The sequence below is a fragment of the Methylobacterium sp. CM6257 genome, from assembly GCF_054611515.1.
Genome location: NZ_CM137735.1, coordinates 122,220 through 139,486 on the forward strand (window position 1 = coordinate 122,220; position 17,267 = coordinate 139,486).

The window sequence follows — 17,267 nt, forward strand, 5'->3', positions numbered from 1 at the left end:
CTTCGCCGACCATCGCATCATCACGAGGACGACGGACATGGCGAAGAACGTGGCCACGGTCGAGGATTTCGAGAAGCTCAAGAACGCGGACACCGGCCTCGTGCCGATGTCGTTCCTGGTGCCGACCATCACCGAGCGCGTCGGCGACATCCGCGGCGCCGAGCCCTACACAGCGCTCCGCTGGTATAGCGAGGGCTTGGCCGAGCCGACCGCGAAGCTCAACGCCAGGCCGGCGCAGCAGCAAGCGCAGATCGATCCCGAGGTCGAGCGCAAGGGTGCTATCGAGATCCCGGAGACCTGGGAGGACGATCATCACCTCCAGCGCATCGCTCTCGCCAAGAAAATCACCGGCAGTGATGCCAGCCTGACTGCCGATCAGGCGGACAAGGTGATCCAGGACGAGCTCGCTCGGCGCGCGGCGGCGGCCGGGATCGGCGGCGCTGGTCCGAACGGGCTCACCTCGCAGCAGACCGTCACCCGCTGATGGCTGGCGATCGCAAGGATGGCGCGGAAACCCCGCGCCAGACCGGCTCGTCCGATGCGGAGATCACCCGCTACCGCGCCGAGCGCCAGCGGCCGAAGACCATCACGCGGCCGCCGGCCGACAAGATGGCGCGGCCAGGCGCTGCGCGTGGCTACGAGACGAAGTGAGGCGGCCTCGTGGACCTGCGCCTGATCTCAGCCCCGCTGACGCTCGAGCAGAAGCTGGCGGTCGTGTCGCTCGAAGAGGCGAAGGCGCAGGCGCGCGTGCGGCACAACGACGAGGATCAGCTCTTCACGGGCTACATCGCCGCCGCCTTCGACTTCCTGCACGGCCCTGATGGCTGGCTGAACGGCTACTGCCTCCTTGAGGAGAGCTTCGAGCTCTGCACAAGCCGCGTTGATGCCGTGCTTGAGTTGCCGGTTCGGCCAGTGGTCGACGACACGAGCGTGTCGTTCGAGGGGCGGGCGGCCGGTGCTGACTATGTCGCCATCGCGGCCGGCGACTTCACGATCGCACAGATCAACGGCTTCGCCACCGTGGCACGGCTCACGACGGCTGGGTTTGCCCCGCAGCCCGGCGTGATTGATCCGCGCCGGTACCGGATCCGCTTTTCCGCCGGATGGAGCGACTCGGACTTGGTGCCAAGCCCGCTGAAGCAGGCGATCAAGATGCTGGCGGCGCACTTCTACGCCTCGCGCGAGGTGGCCGAGCCTGCGGGTCGCGGCGGTCCACTGTCCCGCGAGGTCGAATACGGACTGAGAGCGCTCGCGGGCCGGTACCGCGTGAGCCCGGATCATTCGTGACCGCCCCTCTTCTGCTGCGACCGGAGCGACGTGGCGCCGATGAGCTCTCCCGCCGACATCACGATCCGCCGCGGCACGAACAAGCCGGATCGGGCGTGGCGCTTCCAGAACAAGGACGGCACGGTCTTCGACGGCACGGGCTCCGAGTTCGTGCTCACCATCAGCCGTGGCTCGAAGGTGCTCATCCGCAAGGACACCAGCGCGGGCGGCGGCCTCAGCTACGACGTGGATGCCGGCCGGCTGCTGTGGGTCCGTACCCTGGCGGAGAGCCGCCTGATCCCGCTCGGCCGCGTCGCGCAATACGAGATCGAGCGGCGGATCGCCAGCAACCAGTCCACGATCCTCAGCGGCTTCGTCATCGGCGAGGGTAGCATCAGCGATGACTGATCCAGAGGTCATTGTCGCCGAGATCGAGGCTGATCCCGCCGTCATCATCGTCGAGGTGCCGGGCGAGCAGGGGCCTCGGGGGGCTTCAGGCGACACCGCCCGCGCACAGGTCTTCACGCAGGCCACGCCGGCCGCGACTTGGACGATCCCGCATGCCTTCGGCCGCCTGCCGATCACGTCGGTCTTCGACTCTGACGGGGGCGAACTCCTCGCCGACATCGCGGCGAGCGCCTCCTCGGTCACCGTGACCTTCGCCCAACCTACCGCCGGCTCGGCTGTGCTTGCCTGAGGACTAGACCATGACGAAGAAGGTCACGAACGGCCTGGATCTCCAGAGCCAGCGCATTCAGAACGTCGGCGACCCGTCGGCCTCGACCGATGCGGCCAACCGCAACTACGTCGATAACGTCGCCCGCGGCCTCTCGTGGAAGATGCCGGTGCGCGCCGCCTCGACGGGCAACGTCTCGCTGTCCGCGCCCGGCAGTTCGCTCGACGGCGTGACCCTGGCCGTCAACGACCGGATCCTGCTGAAGAACCAGACCGCCGGCGCCGAGAACGGCATCTATGTCTGGTCCGGCGCCAGTTCGGCGCTTGCGCGCGCCAACGATGCCGACAACGGCACCGAGCTGAACCCGGGCACCTCGGTCACCGTCACCGAGGGCACGGCCAATGGCGACAAGGTCTTCCAGATCATCTCGGACGCCGCGGTCACGATCGGCACCACCTCCACCACCTGGGGGCAGCTCGGTGGCGGTGGTCAGACCTACACCGGCTCGAATGGTGTCTCCGTCTCCGGCGCGAACATCACAGGCGTGGCAGCCTCAGGCGGCGGCCTCACGGTTGGTGCGTCGGGCTTCTCAATCGACACCAGCGTGGTCGCCCGCAAGGTCTCCGGCAATGTCGGCAATGGAACGCTGACCTCCATCGACTTCGTGCACTCCCTCGGCGTCACCAACGACCTCGTGGTGTCGCTGAAGATCGCCAGCACGGGCGAGGAGGTGATCCCCGACTACGTGGTCAAGGACGCCAACACGATCACGCTGAGCTTCCCGAGCGCGCCGGCTGCGGGCTTCTACCGCTGCACCGTGATCGGCTAATCCCATGTCGCGCAAGATCGTCGGCGGCATCGACAACCAGGGCCAGCGCCTGCGCGGCGTTGGCACGCCCACCGCGACTGACGATGGCGTGCCGCGCTCGTTCATCCGCTACGACCTCAGCCTCGCGTGCGTCGGTAAGCCGGATGCGGCCGAGATCGTCGGGGCCTTCGTGGCGCCGGTGGCTTTCACGCTCCCGGCCAACCTCGCCGGCAGCATCGCCCGGGCGCTAACTGCTGCGGCAGCCAGTGCGACCTGGACCCTGACGCGGATCCCATCCGGATCCTCGACCGAGACCACGATCGCGACGCTGACCTTCGCGGCCGGCGCCACCGCGGCGACCTTCTCGACTCAGGCGGCGGTCAGCGTCGCGGCTGGCGACATCCTCCGGCTCAAGGCGCCAGCGACCCAGGACAGCGCCCTGTCTGACATCTCCTTCACCCTTGCAGGGACCCGCTAGCAATGCCGCTCCCCACCTCTGTCCCCGAGACAGCCGCAGAGGCCTTCAACCGCGTCCTCTCGACCGCCTTCAGCGTCAAGACCAACCTCACCGGGGTCCGGGACCTGATCGCAGGCGGCACGATCTACATGGACAACCTGATCGGGCTGTATCAGGCGCTCAACGCCTCGCAGGGCGTGGGCCTCTCGATCCAGGGCGTGGAGGGCCTGTCGGACTACGCCAAGCAGGCGGTCGGAAACCCCGACTACGACATCGATGCTGAGTTCATGGCCTCCGTGATCGCGTGCAAAGCAGTCACCGACTGGCTGCTCGCGAACATGCCGAGCGACGGAAACGGCGGCTTCCTTGGCTGGCGGCTTCAGCAGGACAGCACGGTTCAGCGGGTCATCGTCGACCGCAACACCCTCGGCGACCTTGCTGCGCTGATCGACACCGCGCTCGCCACTTTCGCATAAGGCCCGGCCATGGCCACCCGCCTCTGGCTTCCGACCGACGCGAAGAGCATCAATCTCGTTGGGTGGTACTTTTGCCGCGACGCGACCGGCGTGTTGCCGAACGGTGCTCAGGTCGGCGCGAGCGGGGCCAGCAGCGGCGGGCCGAGCGGTCCTGGCGCAGGTACTCCTGTGTCCAGATGGACGGATGCATCGGGCAAGAACAACACTATGCCGGCTATGGCGCCGCCGAGCTATTCAGCGAACGGCCTGTCGACCGGCTACCCCGGGGTGATCTTTACCCGTCCCTCCGGACTCAAGGGCTCCGCACAGCTCCCGCCCAATGCCATCTACTCGGCGATGGTGGTCGGATCGGTCTCAGCGGCCAGCAGCATCAACGACCGCCTCGCGTCGCTGGCCGTCCCCGGGCAGCCCGACTATGGCCCGAACGCCCTGGTCCAGATCTTCCGCAACGGCCTCAACAGCATCGCGCACTTCGACAACGGGGCCTCGGCGACCGTCGCCGTGACCACGGGCGTGCCGGCCATCTTCGCGCAGATCGCTCAGACGCCGACCACGACGGCGATGTACTTCAACGACACGGCCGGCGCCACGGCCGCGATCTCGCCGAAATCGCCGACCCTGATGGGCATCGGCTGTCACGCGGATGACGGATCCGAGCAGCTGCTGGGCGTCATCGCCGAGCAGATCATCTGGACCGGGATCATCTCGCCGACCGACCTTGCCAAGATGCAGGGCTACGCGGCCTGGAACAACGGCACTCAGGGCAGCCTGAGTGCCAACCACCCTTATAAGTCCGCCGCCCCGACCGTCACCCCGCTGCCGGCGGGCACGCGCCTCTGGTCACGGGCTACCAACCTGGGCGCCAAGCTCCTGGCCGGCTACCGCGCTGACGATCCCAACATGGTCCTGCAGCAGACCAACGTCGCGACGCTGCCGGATTACGGGCCGGCCGGCGTTACCATGTCCCAGAGCATCGTCGGCAAGCAGCCGCCGGTCATCGAATACGGGCTGAACGGCCGGCGTTACCTCAAGCCGAACAACGGCGCCCCGCATGGGCTTGAGGGATCGAAGTCGCTGAAGCTGATGAACAAGCGGCCGGGCTACACGGTCATCGGCCTGTTCAGGCGTCTCGACGGTGGCCTGTACGGCGAGAGTGACGCGAACGGCGCCAGCTACTCGGGCGTCCGCTACTACAACCCGAACGTGAACGTCTATCTGCGCGGCGACAATTACGGCGCCAGCAACGGCTACAGCTTCAACGGCGGCGACTGGACCAATTGGCACATCATCGCGTTCCGGGACACGGTGACCCACGCCGAGGTGTCGGTGGACGGCGGCCCGTGGCAGGGGGGCGACTACACCCGCCCGGACACCACCTTCGACCTGCAGACCGACTTCCGGCTGTTCTCGATCTGGCAGTACGATTACGGCGGCATGGACTGGGCCGAGATGCTGTTCCTCGACAGCATCGCCGCCGACGACATCGACCGCACAGTTGGTGCCCTGGCCTGGGATTGGGGACCGCCCGACGCTCCAGTGAATCTGGTCGGCCAGCTCCCGGCGGGCCACCCCTACAAGGCGGCAGCCCCGACCGTCTCAACGGCTTCGAGCAAGAAGCGGCGGCGCCCTTTGGCGCTCATCGCGAGCTGATCTTTCAGGAGCACCTTGATGACCACTGATCTCCAGTTCCTGACCGGAACGGGCGGCGCCTCGCGCGCCTATACCCCCGCTGCGCGCAAGAGCGACAACACCCTGGCCGCGGCGACGGACACGCCGATCGTCGAGGTGACCGGCCCGATCCTCGGCGCGCTGACGGACACCGCGACCCCGGACATCACCGCCACCAACGCCTCCTTCAGCCTCGTCTCGCTGATGAAGGGCATGGTGGCGAACCTCGTGACGCTGTCCGGCAAGCTGCCGACGGCGCTCGGCGCGAGGACGGCGGCCAGTTCCCTGTCCGTGACCCCGGCCACCGACGCGGTCTTCCCGGCGCCGCTGGATCAGTCTGTCTACGATCACACGAACGGCAAGAAGGTCTCGATCACAGACTCGGCCCTGGTGATCACCCCGCCGGCTGCATGCAAATACCTCCGCATCTCCTGCGACGCGGACGTAGTCGTGAATACGGCGGGTGTCGCTGCTGTCGACGACGGCACCTCCGTGCGCATCATCGCCAATAGGCCCGAGGTCATTCCTGTCGTGCCGGGAACAGCGGTCTACGCCTTGTCCCTCGGCAGTTCGGCGGCCGTCGTGCGGGCCACTCCCATGAAGGCGCGCTCCTAACATGGCGTTGGGTCTTCGCGCTTTCGCGGCGACGACAACCTGTAAGGGCGCCTCATGCTGACCGTCCTCACAGCGGGCGCGAGGGTGATCTGATGCCGATCGCTGCCGGCAGCATGAACCAGCAGGTGCAGTTCCTGCGCCGTGCCGCGGGGTCGTACCAGCCGCTCGGACCGATGCAATGGGGCCGCCTGCAGTACGAGCGGGCCGCCATCATCACCGTCGTCGGTGTGCCGTTCCAGGGGCGGGGCGGTCGGCTTACCGTGCGAGGCTGCGACCTGACCCGCGGCCTCACCATTGGCGACCGGCTGCGCATGGACGGTGAGGAGTTCGCAATCACCATCCGCAAGGCTGAGGAGGTGTCGACCGACGATGTTCACCTGGAGATCGAGTCGGCGCCAACGCCAGCCCTCTACGCGCGGGAGGTCGACCGCCGAGGCGAGATCGTCACCGTTCGTCGCATCCAGGCCGGCTCTGCGCCTCAGATAGACGTGCCTGTCAGGGCGATCATCACCGGCTACACACCAGAAGAACTGAGCGGTGGCGTTCAGCAGGGCGACAGCCGCGTGATTTTGCTAGCCGCCGATCTCCTCTCGTCGGCGTTGTCGCTGCCGCTGCGAGCGGGAAGTTCGGACCGCGTGGTTTTCGGCGGCCGGGTCCGCATGCTGCAGAAGGTAGACGACAACACGCACCGCATCGCCGGCGTGCAGTTGGCGTACGATTGCACGGTGCGCGGCTGATGGCCCGGGTCCGGCTCCACGCCTTCTCCCGCGATCTCAAGGTGATCGTGGAGCGCACGCTGTCGACGCAGGCGCGGCAGAAGCTGGCCGCTGACGCCGGCCGCCGCGTTCTCGCTGAGGCGCAGGCGCAGAACGCCCGGGCGCTCGGGGCGATCCCGCCGCACGAGACCTTCGTGGACGGCCGGCCCGGGGCAGCTCTGGAGTCGGTGAACCCGGACCGCGGCGAGATCCTATTCCGGTTCAACCTCGCGACCGACGTGTTCGCGTGGATCGACGAGCAGCTCATCATCCACTCGCCGGTCGGCGATACCCCGAAGTCTCCCGAGTACAACCGCTCGCACATCTTCTTCGTCGACGGGGAGCAGTCGGATCCGAGCGGGGGCGTCTCGGGCGAGACCTTCATCTACCTCAACACGGTGCCGTACGCGCGGAAGATCGAGCGCGGACTGTCGAAGCAGACTCCGGATGGCGTCTACGAGGTGGTGGCGACCCTGGCGGCCCGGCGCTTCGGCAACATCGCCAGCATCAAGTTCGGCTATCGTTCCTTCCAGGCCGGCGCGCTGGTCTACAACCCGGGCAAGTTCGACCTCCGGCGCGGCTTCCGGGAACAGGGTCTCAGCGAGGCGGCGGCGAAGGCTGCGGCCAGCAAGATCATCAAGGCCGAGCGCGACACGCGCCAGCCCGCGATCATCATCACGATCAGGTAGCACCGTGGCGAAGCTGGCCGTCATCACCACCGTCGAGGGGGTTCTCTCCGCTTGGGCGGACTGCCCGCCGCGGATGCCGGTGAACGAGGACGGAGAGACCGACGGGACCGGCGACCTCTTCATCCTCGTCCAATACCCGGTCGCGAACAGCAGCCGCACGACGCACAGCCTCAGCTTCGTCGAGGAGGGCGCGGCCCGGATCGTCATCCATGAGGCCCGCGGGGCCGGGCTGGAGGACAGCATCAAGGTCGGCGAGGACATCGGCGCGCTGTTCCGCGCCAAGAAGATCAACGGCATCGAGTTCAAAGTACCGACCTCGCCGTTGGTGCACGATGACAATGATGACGGCATGTACTTCAAGACCTCCGTCGTCATTCCCTACGTCTACCACTTCGACGGCAACGAGGACTAAGACAGGAGAGCGTCATGAAGATCACGAACATTTCCAGAGGCGTGCTGACCTTCGGCCATGGTGAGCATGCCGAGAGCGTGCGCCCCGGCGAAACGTCTTCGGACATGCGGCTGAAGGCCGATGATCCGACTCTCGTGGCCGCCCTCAACGCGAAGCTCATCACCGTGAGCGGCCGTGGCGTGCCGAAGGGCGAAGAGGCCGCGGGCGGCGCACCCGCCTCCTGAAATTCTGCCGAGCACGCCCGGCCCAGAATAGCCGCGTCGCCCAGCGCGCGCTTGAACCGATTCACATGCGGCATGGGCAGCCGTGACATCGAAAGAGGAACCCTGTCATGGCGATTATCACCGCCTCAGGAACCAAGATCGCGATCGGTCCCGTGGCGACCGACGCAATGGACACCGCCGCGGAATACGCGGCTGCGACGCCCTACACCGAGATCGCGAAAGTCGAGAGCTACGGCGATTTCGGCGACGAGTCCGCGGCCGTCACCCTCAACACCGTCGGTGAGGGCCGCATCGAGAAGGCGAAGGGCTCGCGCGACGCTGGCACCCTGGCGCTGACCGTCGCCTACGTGCCGGACGATCCGGGCCAGATCGCCCTGGAGGCGGCCGAGAAGAGCATCGAGAACTTCGCTTTTCGCGTCACCTTCCCGGACGGCGGAATCCAGTATTTCCGCGGCCTGGTGATGTCGCGGCGTCGCAGCGTCGGCTCGGCCGACAACGTGATCAAGCGCGTGTTCAACATCGGCATCAACTCCGAGATCATCGACGTCGCCCCGACGACCTGATCTCGAGCCTGATCACTCGCGGTCGCTGTCCCCCTCCGGCGCCACGCGGGTGAGGGGCGTGGCGCTGTTCCGGGGCGCCACGCCCCACCACTAAATCCCGGAAAAACCGGAAAGCAGGAAATCCCGAAATGGACCTCTCGAATCTCGACACGACTGCTACCGCCGAGGCCGGCGCCACGATGGAGGTGGTGCACCCGGCAACCGGCGCTCCGCTGACCCAGGATGGCGGCGCTGTGGTCTCGATCACCCTGGCCGGCCAGGACAGCGAGCGCTACCGCAAGGCGGACCGCAGGATCGCCAACAAGCGGCTCCAGGCCAGCTCCAACGGCCAGCGCGTGAAGCTCACCGCCGAGGGCATCGAGTCCGACAACCTCGAGCGGCTGGTCGCCTGCACGATCGCCTGGAACGGCATCGGCTGGGGCGGCGCCGATAAGGAGTGCACGCCGGAGAATGCCCGCGAGGCCTACAAGCGCCTGCCCTGGCTGCGGGAGCAGGCGGAGGCGTTCACCGCGGACCGCGCAAATTTTTTGAAGGCCTAGCCGAGGGGCTGATCAAGCACGCAGAGAGGAGCGCGGGGGACCGGAATTTCCGGGACGCTCCGCCCCTGGCCCTCGACCACGTGTGGCGATGGTACTGCGAACTCGGCGGAGCCCGGACCAGCAATGGCTTCGGGCTCAACCCGATCTCCTACACCGAGATCAGGGCATGGGCGGATCTCACCGGGGTCGAGCCCACGCCATGGGAGGTCAGCCTGCTGAAGCGCCTCGATGCTGTGACACTGGCCAGCCAGAAGACCAGCGGGACGCCACCCGAGGGCGAGCCGGAGATCGAGGCCGCAGCGGACGACACGGATGCTGTGAGGATGGTCTTCGCCAGCCTCAGATCCCGGGCCGCAGCGGTGCACGGGAAGCGCTAACAACAGCCCGGTCCTTCGCCACAAGGTTGAGGGCTATGGCCAGGATTTGCCGGATCGCCTCCGGTCAGGAAGGGGCGGCTCTAGGGCCGCCCCGCTACCTCCGGCTCAGTTCAAATCGATACCGTCCGCCAAGCAGAGTTCACGCTGAGTGGCCTGGGCGCTGCGCGAGATGTCAATCGACAGCGGCATGAAAACGGTGTTGTTTTTCATCATCATGCCGCCGAAAATGATGTCGCCACTGAAGCCGCCGTAGCCATTCTTGCTGTTTACGTAGCCGCAAACGTTCACGAGGCCGCGGCTGTTTTTCGTGGCAACGAAGGGCCGACTAAAACGGGCGCTATCAGGATCCTTGAGCTGAGACCTGACGCCATTCTTTACCGCATCGATCTGCTTCGCCGTCAGGCGGAACGGAATCGGCGCGCCATCCTGGGCTGCCGCTGATCCGCAGGCCAGCAGGCACAATCCCAACACTCGAACCACAATCATTCCCGTCTCCCTGTCGACGGCGCGCAGATAGCGCGACGGGCCGGGCGCGCAACTGAGGCAGGCTGATGAACGATCTGGACCTGATCAGCGAAGCCAAGATCGAGGTCACCTCATCCGGGGTCAATGAGACCCTGGCGAAGGTGGATCAGCTCGCCGGCAGCGTGGAAAGCCTCGTTGTCGCTCAAGACAAGCTCACGCCCGCTCAGATCCGGGTGAACAATGCTCTTGAGACGACCGCTAAGAAGTACGACCAAGAGTATCGCGCGATCACCGAACTCCAGCGGGCGCTCAACCTGCTGGAGCGTGCGCGCTCGCAGGGACTGTCCGGCACCGAGGCCTACGCGCGGATTCAGGACAACGTCACCCTGAAATTGCAGGCGCAGGCGAACGCCGCGCGGGTAGCGAACGAGGCGCAGCAGAAGCTCGCCGCTACTATCCGCAGTCAGGCTCAGACCTCGATCAACTCCGTCACGGGCGTGAAAAGCGACTTCGACACCGAGTCCAGGGCTGCCGACATCGCGGCTTATGGCGCCGAGCTGGACCGGGTCCGCGAGAAGCTGGTCCCGATGTTCGCCTTGTCGCAGCAGCTCGCGCGCGCGCAGGAGGAGGTGGCCGACGCGCTGAAGGTCGGCGCGATCTCGACGAATGAGGCCGCTGCCGCGAGTCTGCGGCTGACGCGCGCCTATGAGGATCAGACTCAGAAGCTGGAGAGGTTGGCGCAGGCCCAGAAGGAGTCCGCGCAGCGCTCCGTCAATTCGCAGTTGATCGTGCCGGATCGCGCGGGCGACATCGAGGCCTATGGGCGCTCTCTGAGCCAGTTGCAGGCGAAGTACGACCCTCTGTATCGCGCGCAACAGAGCTACATCGCTGGCCTTCGCGACCTTCGCGACACCCTTGCCGTCGGAGCCATTAGCCAGGACGTCTACACCAAGCGCCTAGAGGAACAGAAGGCCGCGTTCGCCGAGCAGGTCAACGCACTCGGCAACTACAGCCGGGCTCAGCGTGAGGCCGCCGCAGCCGCTGCTGAGAGCGCCAGGATCCAGCAGGATGCGGCGAATAAGGCCCGGGCGCAGGGTATGGTCAATACCCAGACGATCGTGCCTGACAGGGGCGCCGACATCGCGGCCTATGCCAAGAGCCTCGATGATCTGCAGGCGAAGTACGATCCACTATTCGCTGCTGAGCGCGAGTATAAGGCTGCGCTTCTTGAGATCAACGAGGCCGAGAAGGTAGGGGCTCTCACCCAGGAGCAGGCTGCGAAAGCTGCTGCGGCTGTGACCACCCGGTTCAACAACCAGACGATCGAGATCGGAAAGGCTGAACGCGCGCATGCCAGCCTGAACAAAGGCCTCGGTCTCAACGCCTACGCAATGCAGAACCTGAGTTTTCAGGTGAACGACGTCGTCACGTCCCTGGCCGCCGGCATCTCTCCGATGCAGACGTTCGCCCAGCAGGGCGGCCAGATCGTACAGATCTTCCAGACGAGCCAGGGCGGGCTGAGCGGGTTCGTCAGCCGCTTCGTGACGCCCATGACTGTCGGGCTCACGGCTCTCGGTGCCGCGGCGATTTATGGCTACACGGCCTGGAGCCGGTACGACGATCTCACCCGAAAGGTAGGCGTCACTCTCCAGGGCCTTGGCCGGGAGACCGGGCTCACCAAGGGTGCATTTGAGCAGCTTGCCATTTCCGCGGCAGCCGCCGGAAACATCACCGTGCGGCAGGCTACGGATCTCGGTGCTGCGCTGGCTGCTACTGGGCGGATCGGGCCGGAGAACATCTCGAAGCTGATCGGGGTGTCGAAGGATTTCGCGGCGACGTTCTCGACCGACCTCGATGGCATCAAGGACAAGCTGGCGGCGTTCGGCACGGCAGAGGGCATCACGCGGCTGAATGATCAGCTGCAATTCCTCGATGCGCGCACCCTGCGGGTCATTCAGAGCCTGTTCCAGGCGGGCAAGGAGCAGGACGCCATCAGGATGGCCGTGGAGCGGCTCCCCGCGGCCCTGGCGAAGTCCGAGACGGCACAGGGCGCCGTGGCGAAGGCCTGGGAGGCGATCAAGAATGCCGCCTCGGATGCCGACACCGCGATGGGGCGGTTCATCGACCGGATCACCAAGGGGCCGTCACCGGCGGATCGGCTGAAGGAGCTTCAGGATCGAGTCGCGTCGCTGAAGGCGGCCGACGCCGAGAACCTTGTGCAACCGGGCGGCACGAAGCGCACCTACGTCCCGCCAACCTCCCCGACGGTGAGCAGCACCACCACCGTGCCGCTCCCGCCCTCGCGCCCGTCCGAACTTGAGGCGGCGAAATCCGAACTTCAGAAGTACATGGAGAAGCTCGCCGAGACGAAGCGGGCCGAGCTGGAGATGGCGGAGCACAAGGAGCTGGAGGCCAGCCTGAACCGCAAGTCCGTCGAGCTGAAGAAGCTCACGGAGGAAGCCGTCCCCGGGTCCGACACGTGGCGGAAGTACAAGGACATGGAGATCGCGGCTACCGACGCGCTCAAGTCCGGCAACCCCGAACTGATGAAGCGCGTCGACAACGTGAAGGATCTCTCCGAAGCGTCATCCGTCTTCGAGCACGTGGTCAAATCGATGTCGACGGCCGAGGGCGAGCGCCTCACCGCCGGCGACAGGGCCGCGGAACAGCGCCGGATCGACATCGCCAGCACCCGGGCCGTCAGCGTGGAGGAGCGCGCCCGCGTCGCGCAGATGCAGGCCGAGTCGCGCCAGCGCGGCCAGCTCATCACCGTGCAGCAGGCCCAGGCGGACGCCGAGCACGCCGCGCAGGTCATCCGGGAGCAGGCGGACCAGCAGCTCCGCAACATCATCCGGGATCAGGGCCTTGAGGCGGAGGAGATCAAGAAGCGCATCGCCCTGCTCGACCAAGACACAGAGTCCCGTGCTGTCGCCATCGCGCGTCAACGGGCGCAGCAGGACCTCACCCGGCAGGGCTTCAGCCTGAATAGCGACTTGGCGCGCAGCGTGATCGCGGGCGCCGAGGCCAACGCCCGGCTCGGCCTGTCCTACGACAGGGCTCTTGAGGCGCAACAGCGGATGCGGGATGGCCAGAAGGAGCTAGCCAACGAATTCGAGACCTTCGTGGAAGGTTTTCTAGTCGGTGGACAGAAAATGTCCGAGGCATTCTCGTCCTTCGCTAAGAGCCTGAGCGGCAACGCGCTGAAGGCGATCATCTCGGGCGACGGACCGCTTGCCGGGATCCTCGGCACCGCTCCTAAAGAGAAGGGACAGCTCGGCGGTCTGCTCGGCGGGAATAGTGGCCTGTCGAGCCTCTTCAACTTCGAGGGGATCAGCAAGGCTCTCGGAGACGGCGCGGAGGACGGGATCGGCAAAGCCCTTGGAGACGCGCTGAAGCCTTCGACGCCCGGCGGCGGGGTGATGTCGTCTCCGCTTGGCCGAGGGCTGGCCTCCGCAGGAGCCGGCTTCGCTATCGGCTACTCCAGCCAGAGCCCACTGATCGGCGCGGTCGGCGGCGGTCTTTCGGGGCTGGCAGCCGGCGCGGCGCTGGGAGGCTCAGCGGGTCCGATCGGCGCGGTGATCGGCGCCGGCGCGGGCCTCCTCGGCGGCCTGCTCGGCGAGAGCCAAGCCAAGAAGCAGGCGAAGAAGCAACTCCAGCAGGAGCTTCAGGCCCGGCGCGAAGCCTACGAGCAGGCCAAGCCCCAGATCGAGGCCCTCGACAAGACCTTCCTCGGCGAGTCGATCGGCGTCGTCGGCGCGAAGATCACGGACGCAGAGACCCAGCTCAAGCAGGCCGCCAAGACCGCGAGTGACGCGGGTGACAGCGCGAAGGCCAACCAGCTCGTGCAGGACTACCTGTCCTACATGGCCCGCGTGACCGCGATGTTCTCGGACAGCTACGAGGGCATTCTGGGCGACATTCAGAAGGGCTTCGGCCCCGACGGGCCGTTCGCGAGCGCGGTCAACACGGTGCAGACGCTGGGCGAGAGCCTGAAGGCCTTCGTCACCGACGCCGCCCGGCTTCCGGATCCGGCGAATGCTCAGCGCGCCCGCGCCGCCGCTGTCCAGAATGCGCTCGGGACCCTCGACGGGCCGAAGACGCTCTCTGAGACCCAGACCGAGATTGAGCGGATCCAGGGCACGGCCGCGGGCCTGAATCAGGTGCTCAAGGATCTCGGCCTGACAGCGGATCAGGCTGCCCAGGCGATCAACGACGGTGTGACGAAGGCGCTCGCGAACCTCGCCGACAAGTTCAACACCGATCTCGACCGCAAGATCAACGAGGCGAAGGGCAAGAGCTATCTCAACGACGCGGCGGACCTGATCAAGGAGGTCGCGAGCCTCAGCGAGGATGCTGCCTCCCTTGGCCAGAACGGCAGCAAGGTCAGCGATTACTTCTCGGCTGCGGCTCAGAAGATCGTCGACGATTCGCAGCTCGTCGGCGACACCTTCAACGGGCTCGTGGCGGCGTTCCCGCAGCTCGCCGGTGTCGTGCACGAGTTCAGCGCCGACAGCACGAAGTCGGTGCAGCAGTTGGCGGACGAGGCGAAGAAGCTGGCCGATCAGATCGAGCAGCGCGCCCGGGGCTACGAGGATCGTTACTTCGCCGCGGCGTTCCCCGACACCACGCTGCCGCAGAAGCTGGAGCACTTCGACCGCAATGCCTGGGAGGAGCAGTACGCGGAATGGCAGCAGGGCGGGCAGGCGATCAACAACCTGCTGCAAGCCCAGGAAGCGGAGCGGGCGAAGCTGATCGCCGACTACCAAGCCGCGATTCAGGAGCGGCGCCAGTCCTTCGCAGACCGGCAGTTCGCCGCGCAAGTCGACACCACGACGCTCGCCGGCCAGCTCGCCGCGTTCGACCGCAAGGCGCAGCAGGAGCGCCTTGAGGAGATGAAGGCCGGAGGCGAGGCGATCCGCGATCTGGAGGCGGCCCAAGCGGCCGAGCGCCTGAAGATCATTCAGGACTTCCAGAAGCAGGCTCAAACCGCGTTTGACAACTTCTCCAACACCATCAAGAAATTCTTGGACAGCTTGGCCGCCGGCAGCAACTCGCTGCTGTCCCCGCAGGACCGGCTGGCGGAGGCCCAGAGGCAGTACAATGAGCAGCTCGCCCTGGCGCGCAGCGGCAACAGCGATGCCATGGGCAGCATCACCACCTACGCTCAGCAGCTCCTCGACGCGGGTAAGGCCTTCTACGCCTCCAGCCAGTCCTTCCAAGACATCTTCGCCAGCGTGAAGCAGACCCTGAGTGCGCTGCCGGGGCAGATCGGCCTCAACGGCTTCATGAAGCAGTATGCTGCTGGCGGCTGGGTCCAGGGCCCGGGCACCGGCACGTCGGACAGCATCATCGCGCGGGTCTCTGCCGGTGAGTACGTCATGTCGGCCGAGGCGGCACGGCGGTACGGTCCCCTCCTTGAGGCCATGAACGATGATCGGCCGATGGCAACCGTGGCGGCCCCGCCGCGACCGCCGACGGCGAGCGGCAACCAGGGCAATGCGGCGCTGCTGGCCGAACTCCGGGCTCTCCGGGCGCGGGTCGAGGCGCTACATGCCACCGCTGAGGAAGGCAACGCGATCAACGAGGAGGGCCACCTCCAGAACATCGCCGCCACAAAGGACGTCGGCGCCGGCATCGCCAAGGGCAACCGCGTCGCCTCGCGTCGTGAGGTGGCCGCATGACCATCTACACGATCGAGCTGCAGGCCCACACGGGCGCTGGCGGCGTCCAGACGTTCTACGCCGCTTCGGCCGGGTTCAACACCGGCCCGGGCGATACGCCCGCCAACCAGCACTTCCATCCCTCGCTGGAGACGCCGGCCAACTTCGAGCGGCACCTCTTCCAAGATGGGACCACCTCCGGCGCCTCCAGTATCGCCTTCGGAGAAGTCGTGCTGGCGAATGCGCACGGCCGCTACGACGCCTGGGCGGACTACGCCTTCGACGGCCGGCCGATCACCGTCCGGGCGATCCCGCAGGACATCTTCGGGGCGCCCAAGGGGCTCTACCGCGATGCGCCGATCATGCTCCGCGGCACCATCGAGTCCATCGACATCACGGACGCCTTCAAGACCATCCGGCTCCGGATCCATGACCGGCTGGCCGACCTCGACGCGAAGCCCCTGCTGACCACCCGGTATGCCGGGACCACGACGGCGGCTGGCTACACGTGGGAGGGACCGGCCACCCTGAAGGACACGATCAAGCCCCGCGCCTATGGGCTGATCCGCAACGTCACGCCGATCGACGTGAACCCGTTCAACTTGGTCCGGCAGGTTTCCGACAAGCCGTGCGACTCGATCACGGTCTATGACGGCGGACAGCCGCTGACGCTGAAGGCCAACTACAGCGACGTCCCATCTATGATCGAACAGCCCGTTCCGGCGGGGCAATACTCGACCTGCCTCTCGCGGGGGATGATCAAGCTCGGTGGCACGCCCGCGTTCGCCATCACGGCCGATGTTGTTGCCTCAGGCGCGCGGGATGCGGCGAGCCTCGCAAAGCAGATCCTGATCGACTTCGGCATCTCGACGGCCGACATCGACACCGCCTCGTTTTTGGCCCTCACGTCGAAGAACGGCGCGAGCTGCGGGCTCTGGATCAACGATGAGCGGACGGCGCTGGCCGCGATCACATCCATCCTGCAGTCGGTCGGCGGCTGGATCGTATCGAACAACCAGAGCACCTTCTCGGTGGGCCGCCTGGAGCTGCCGTCCGGGACGCCGGTCGCGGCCTTCACCGAATGGCAGCTTCGGGGCGACGTGACGCGCGTAGCGCCGTCTGATCAGGGCGCTGGCGTGCCAGCGTACCGGGTCACGGTTCGCTATGGGCGCCTCGCCACGGCCTTCAGCGAGGATCAGATCGCCGGCGCCGTCACGGGCGCGCGCCGGGCCGCCCTGCAGCAGGAGTGGCAGGAGGCGAAGGCGGAAGACACGTCCGTGCAGGCCGTGCACCTCCTGGCGCAGGAGCTGATCTTCGACACGTGCCTCACCGAGGCGGCCGATGCTGCGACGGAAGCGGCGCGGTTGCTCACCATCTACAGCGCCCGGCGTGACATCTGGAAATTCCGGGTGAACGTGACCGGGCCTCAGTATCGTCCGCAGCAGGGCTCCGCCGACGTGTTCGCGCCCGGCCTGCAGATGGGGAGCGTCGTCTCCCTCCAGATGTCCCGATTCCTGAAGACGCCCAAGCCGCTCGTGATCATCAGCCGCGTGGATGACGCGGTCGCGGATGCGCTCGAGTTCAGCGCCTGGGGCTGACACATGCGTGAGGGTCGCT

The 17,267-nt window shown here is 66.6% G+C and carries 20 protein-coding genes; 19 read left to right on the forward strand and 1 reads right to left on the reverse strand.

Annotated elements, in window-relative coordinates:
• Positions 1-37 precede the first annotated feature (37 nt).
• The 17 genes from ACYCO6_RS00630 (at position 38) to ACYCO6_RS00710 (ending at position 9,525) form a co-directional block, all read left to right on the forward strand.
• Positions 38-484, forward strand: a complete 447-nt coding sequence (locus tag ACYCO6_RS00630) for a hypothetical protein (protein ID WP_459768428.1) — start codon at positions 38-40, stop codon at positions 482-484.
• Complete coding sequence (locus ACYCO6_RS00635; protein ID WP_459768429.1) at positions 484-651, forward strand: hypothetical protein; 168 nt, start codon at positions 484-486, stop codon at positions 649-651. The genes ACYCO6_RS00630 and ACYCO6_RS00635 overlap by 1 nt, the downstream gene beginning before the upstream one ends.
• Positions 652-660: 9 nt before the next feature.
• Positions 661-1,287 (forward strand): head-tail connector protein, encoded by a 627-nt coding sequence (locus ACYCO6_RS00640; RefSeq protein ID WP_459768430.1) that lies wholly within the window; start codon positions 661-663, stop codon positions 1,285-1,287.
• A gap of 39 nt (positions 1,288-1,326) precedes the next feature.
• Positions 1,327-1,674, forward strand: a complete 348-nt coding sequence (locus tag ACYCO6_RS00645) for a hypothetical protein (RefSeq protein WP_459768431.1) — start codon at positions 1,327-1,329, stop codon at positions 1,672-1,674.
• Positions 1,667-1,963 (forward strand): hypothetical protein, encoded by a 297-nt coding sequence (locus ACYCO6_RS00650; RefSeq protein ID WP_459768432.1) that lies wholly within the window; start codon positions 1,667-1,669, stop codon positions 1,961-1,963. Before ACYCO6_RS00645 ends, ACYCO6_RS00650 begins: the two co-directional genes overlap by 8 nt.
• A gap of 10 nt (positions 1,964-1,973) precedes the next feature.
• Entirely contained in the window at positions 1,974-2,771 is a 798-nt protein-coding gene (locus ACYCO6_RS00655; protein ID WP_459768433.1) for a hypothetical protein, read from the forward strand.
• A gap of 4 nt (positions 2,772-2,775) precedes the next feature.
• Complete coding sequence (locus tag ACYCO6_RS00660; RefSeq protein WP_459768434.1) at positions 2,776-3,228, forward strand: hypothetical protein; 453 nt, start codon at positions 2,776-2,778, stop codon at positions 3,226-3,228.
• A 2-nt stretch (positions 3,229-3,230) separates the two neighbouring features.
• On the forward strand, positions 3,231-3,683 hold the full coding sequence (locus ACYCO6_RS00665; RefSeq protein ID WP_459768435.1) for a hypothetical protein: 453 nt from the start codon (positions 3,231-3,233) through the stop codon (positions 3,681-3,683).
• A gap of 207 nt (positions 3,684-3,890) precedes the next feature.
• On the forward strand, positions 3,891-5,333 hold the full coding sequence (locus ACYCO6_RS00670) for a hypothetical protein (RefSeq protein WP_459768436.1): 1,443 nt from the start codon (positions 3,891-3,893) through the stop codon (positions 5,331-5,333).
• Between the two features lie 18 nt (positions 5,334-5,351).
• Positions 5,352-5,966 (forward strand): hypothetical protein, encoded by a 615-nt coding sequence (locus ACYCO6_RS00675; RefSeq protein ID WP_459768437.1) that lies wholly within the window; start codon positions 5,352-5,354, stop codon positions 5,964-5,966.
• Positions 5,967-6,058: 92 nt separating this feature from the next.
• Positions 6,059-6,703 carry a hypothetical protein gene (locus ACYCO6_RS00680; protein ID WP_459768438.1) on the forward strand — a complete coding sequence of 215 codons (645 nt, stop codon included), beginning with the start codon at positions 6,059-6,061 and terminating at the stop codon, positions 6,701-6,703.
• Positions 6,703-7,410 carry a hypothetical protein gene (locus ACYCO6_RS00685; RefSeq protein WP_459768439.1) on the forward strand — a complete coding sequence of 236 codons (708 nt, stop codon included), beginning with the start codon at positions 6,703-6,705 and terminating at the stop codon, positions 7,408-7,410. The genes ACYCO6_RS00680 and ACYCO6_RS00685 overlap by 1 nt, the downstream gene beginning before the upstream one ends.
• Positions 7,411-7,414: 4 nt before the next feature.
• Positions 7,415-7,822 carry a hypothetical protein gene (locus ACYCO6_RS00690; protein ID WP_459768440.1) on the forward strand — a complete coding sequence of 136 codons (408 nt, stop codon included), beginning with the start codon at positions 7,415-7,417 and terminating at the stop codon, positions 7,820-7,822.
• Positions 7,823-7,836: 14 nt separating this feature from the next.
• Positions 7,837-8,046, forward strand: a complete 210-nt coding sequence (locus ACYCO6_RS00695) for a hypothetical protein (protein WP_459768441.1) — start codon at positions 7,837-7,839, stop codon at positions 8,044-8,046.
• 107 nt (positions 8,047-8,153) lie between these two features.
• Entirely contained in the window at positions 8,154-8,609 is a 456-nt protein-coding gene (locus ACYCO6_RS00700) for a phage tail tube protein (protein ID WP_459768442.1), read from the forward strand.
• A gap of 128 nt (positions 8,610-8,737) precedes the next feature.
• Positions 8,738-9,148: a hypothetical protein gene (locus tag ACYCO6_RS00705; RefSeq protein WP_459768443.1), complete on the forward strand. Its 411-nt coding sequence runs from the start codon at positions 8,738-8,740 to the stop codon at positions 9,146-9,148.
• Positions 9,046-9,525 carry a phage tail assembly chaperone gene (locus tag ACYCO6_RS00710; protein ID WP_459768444.1) on the forward strand — a complete coding sequence of 160 codons (480 nt, stop codon included), beginning with the start codon at positions 9,046-9,048 and terminating at the stop codon, positions 9,523-9,525. Before ACYCO6_RS00705 ends, ACYCO6_RS00710 begins: the two co-directional genes overlap by 103 nt.
• Positions 9,526-9,630: 105 nt before the next feature.
• Here the strand turns inward: ACYCO6_RS00710 and ACYCO6_RS00715 are convergent, their stop codons facing one another.
• Positions 9,631-10,011 (reverse strand): hypothetical protein, encoded by a 381-nt coding sequence (locus tag ACYCO6_RS00715; protein WP_459768445.1) that lies wholly within the window; start codon positions 10,009-10,011, stop codon positions 9,631-9,633.
• 65 nt (positions 10,012-10,076) lie between these two features.
• Between ACYCO6_RS00715 and ACYCO6_RS00720 the strand changes: the two genes are divergently transcribed.
• Together ACYCO6_RS00720 and ACYCO6_RS00725 are read left to right on the forward strand one after the other, a co-directional pair.
• Positions 10,077-15,671 (forward strand): phage tail length tape measure family protein, encoded by a 5,595-nt coding sequence (locus tag ACYCO6_RS00720; RefSeq protein WP_459768446.1) that lies wholly within the window; start codon positions 10,077-10,079, stop codon positions 15,669-15,671.
• Positions 15,668-17,248, forward strand: a complete 1,581-nt coding sequence (locus ACYCO6_RS00725; RefSeq protein WP_459768447.1) for a hypothetical protein — start codon at positions 15,668-15,670, stop codon at positions 17,246-17,248. Before ACYCO6_RS00720 ends, ACYCO6_RS00725 begins: the two co-directional genes overlap by 4 nt.
• Positions 17,249-17,267: the final 19 nt, after the last annotated feature.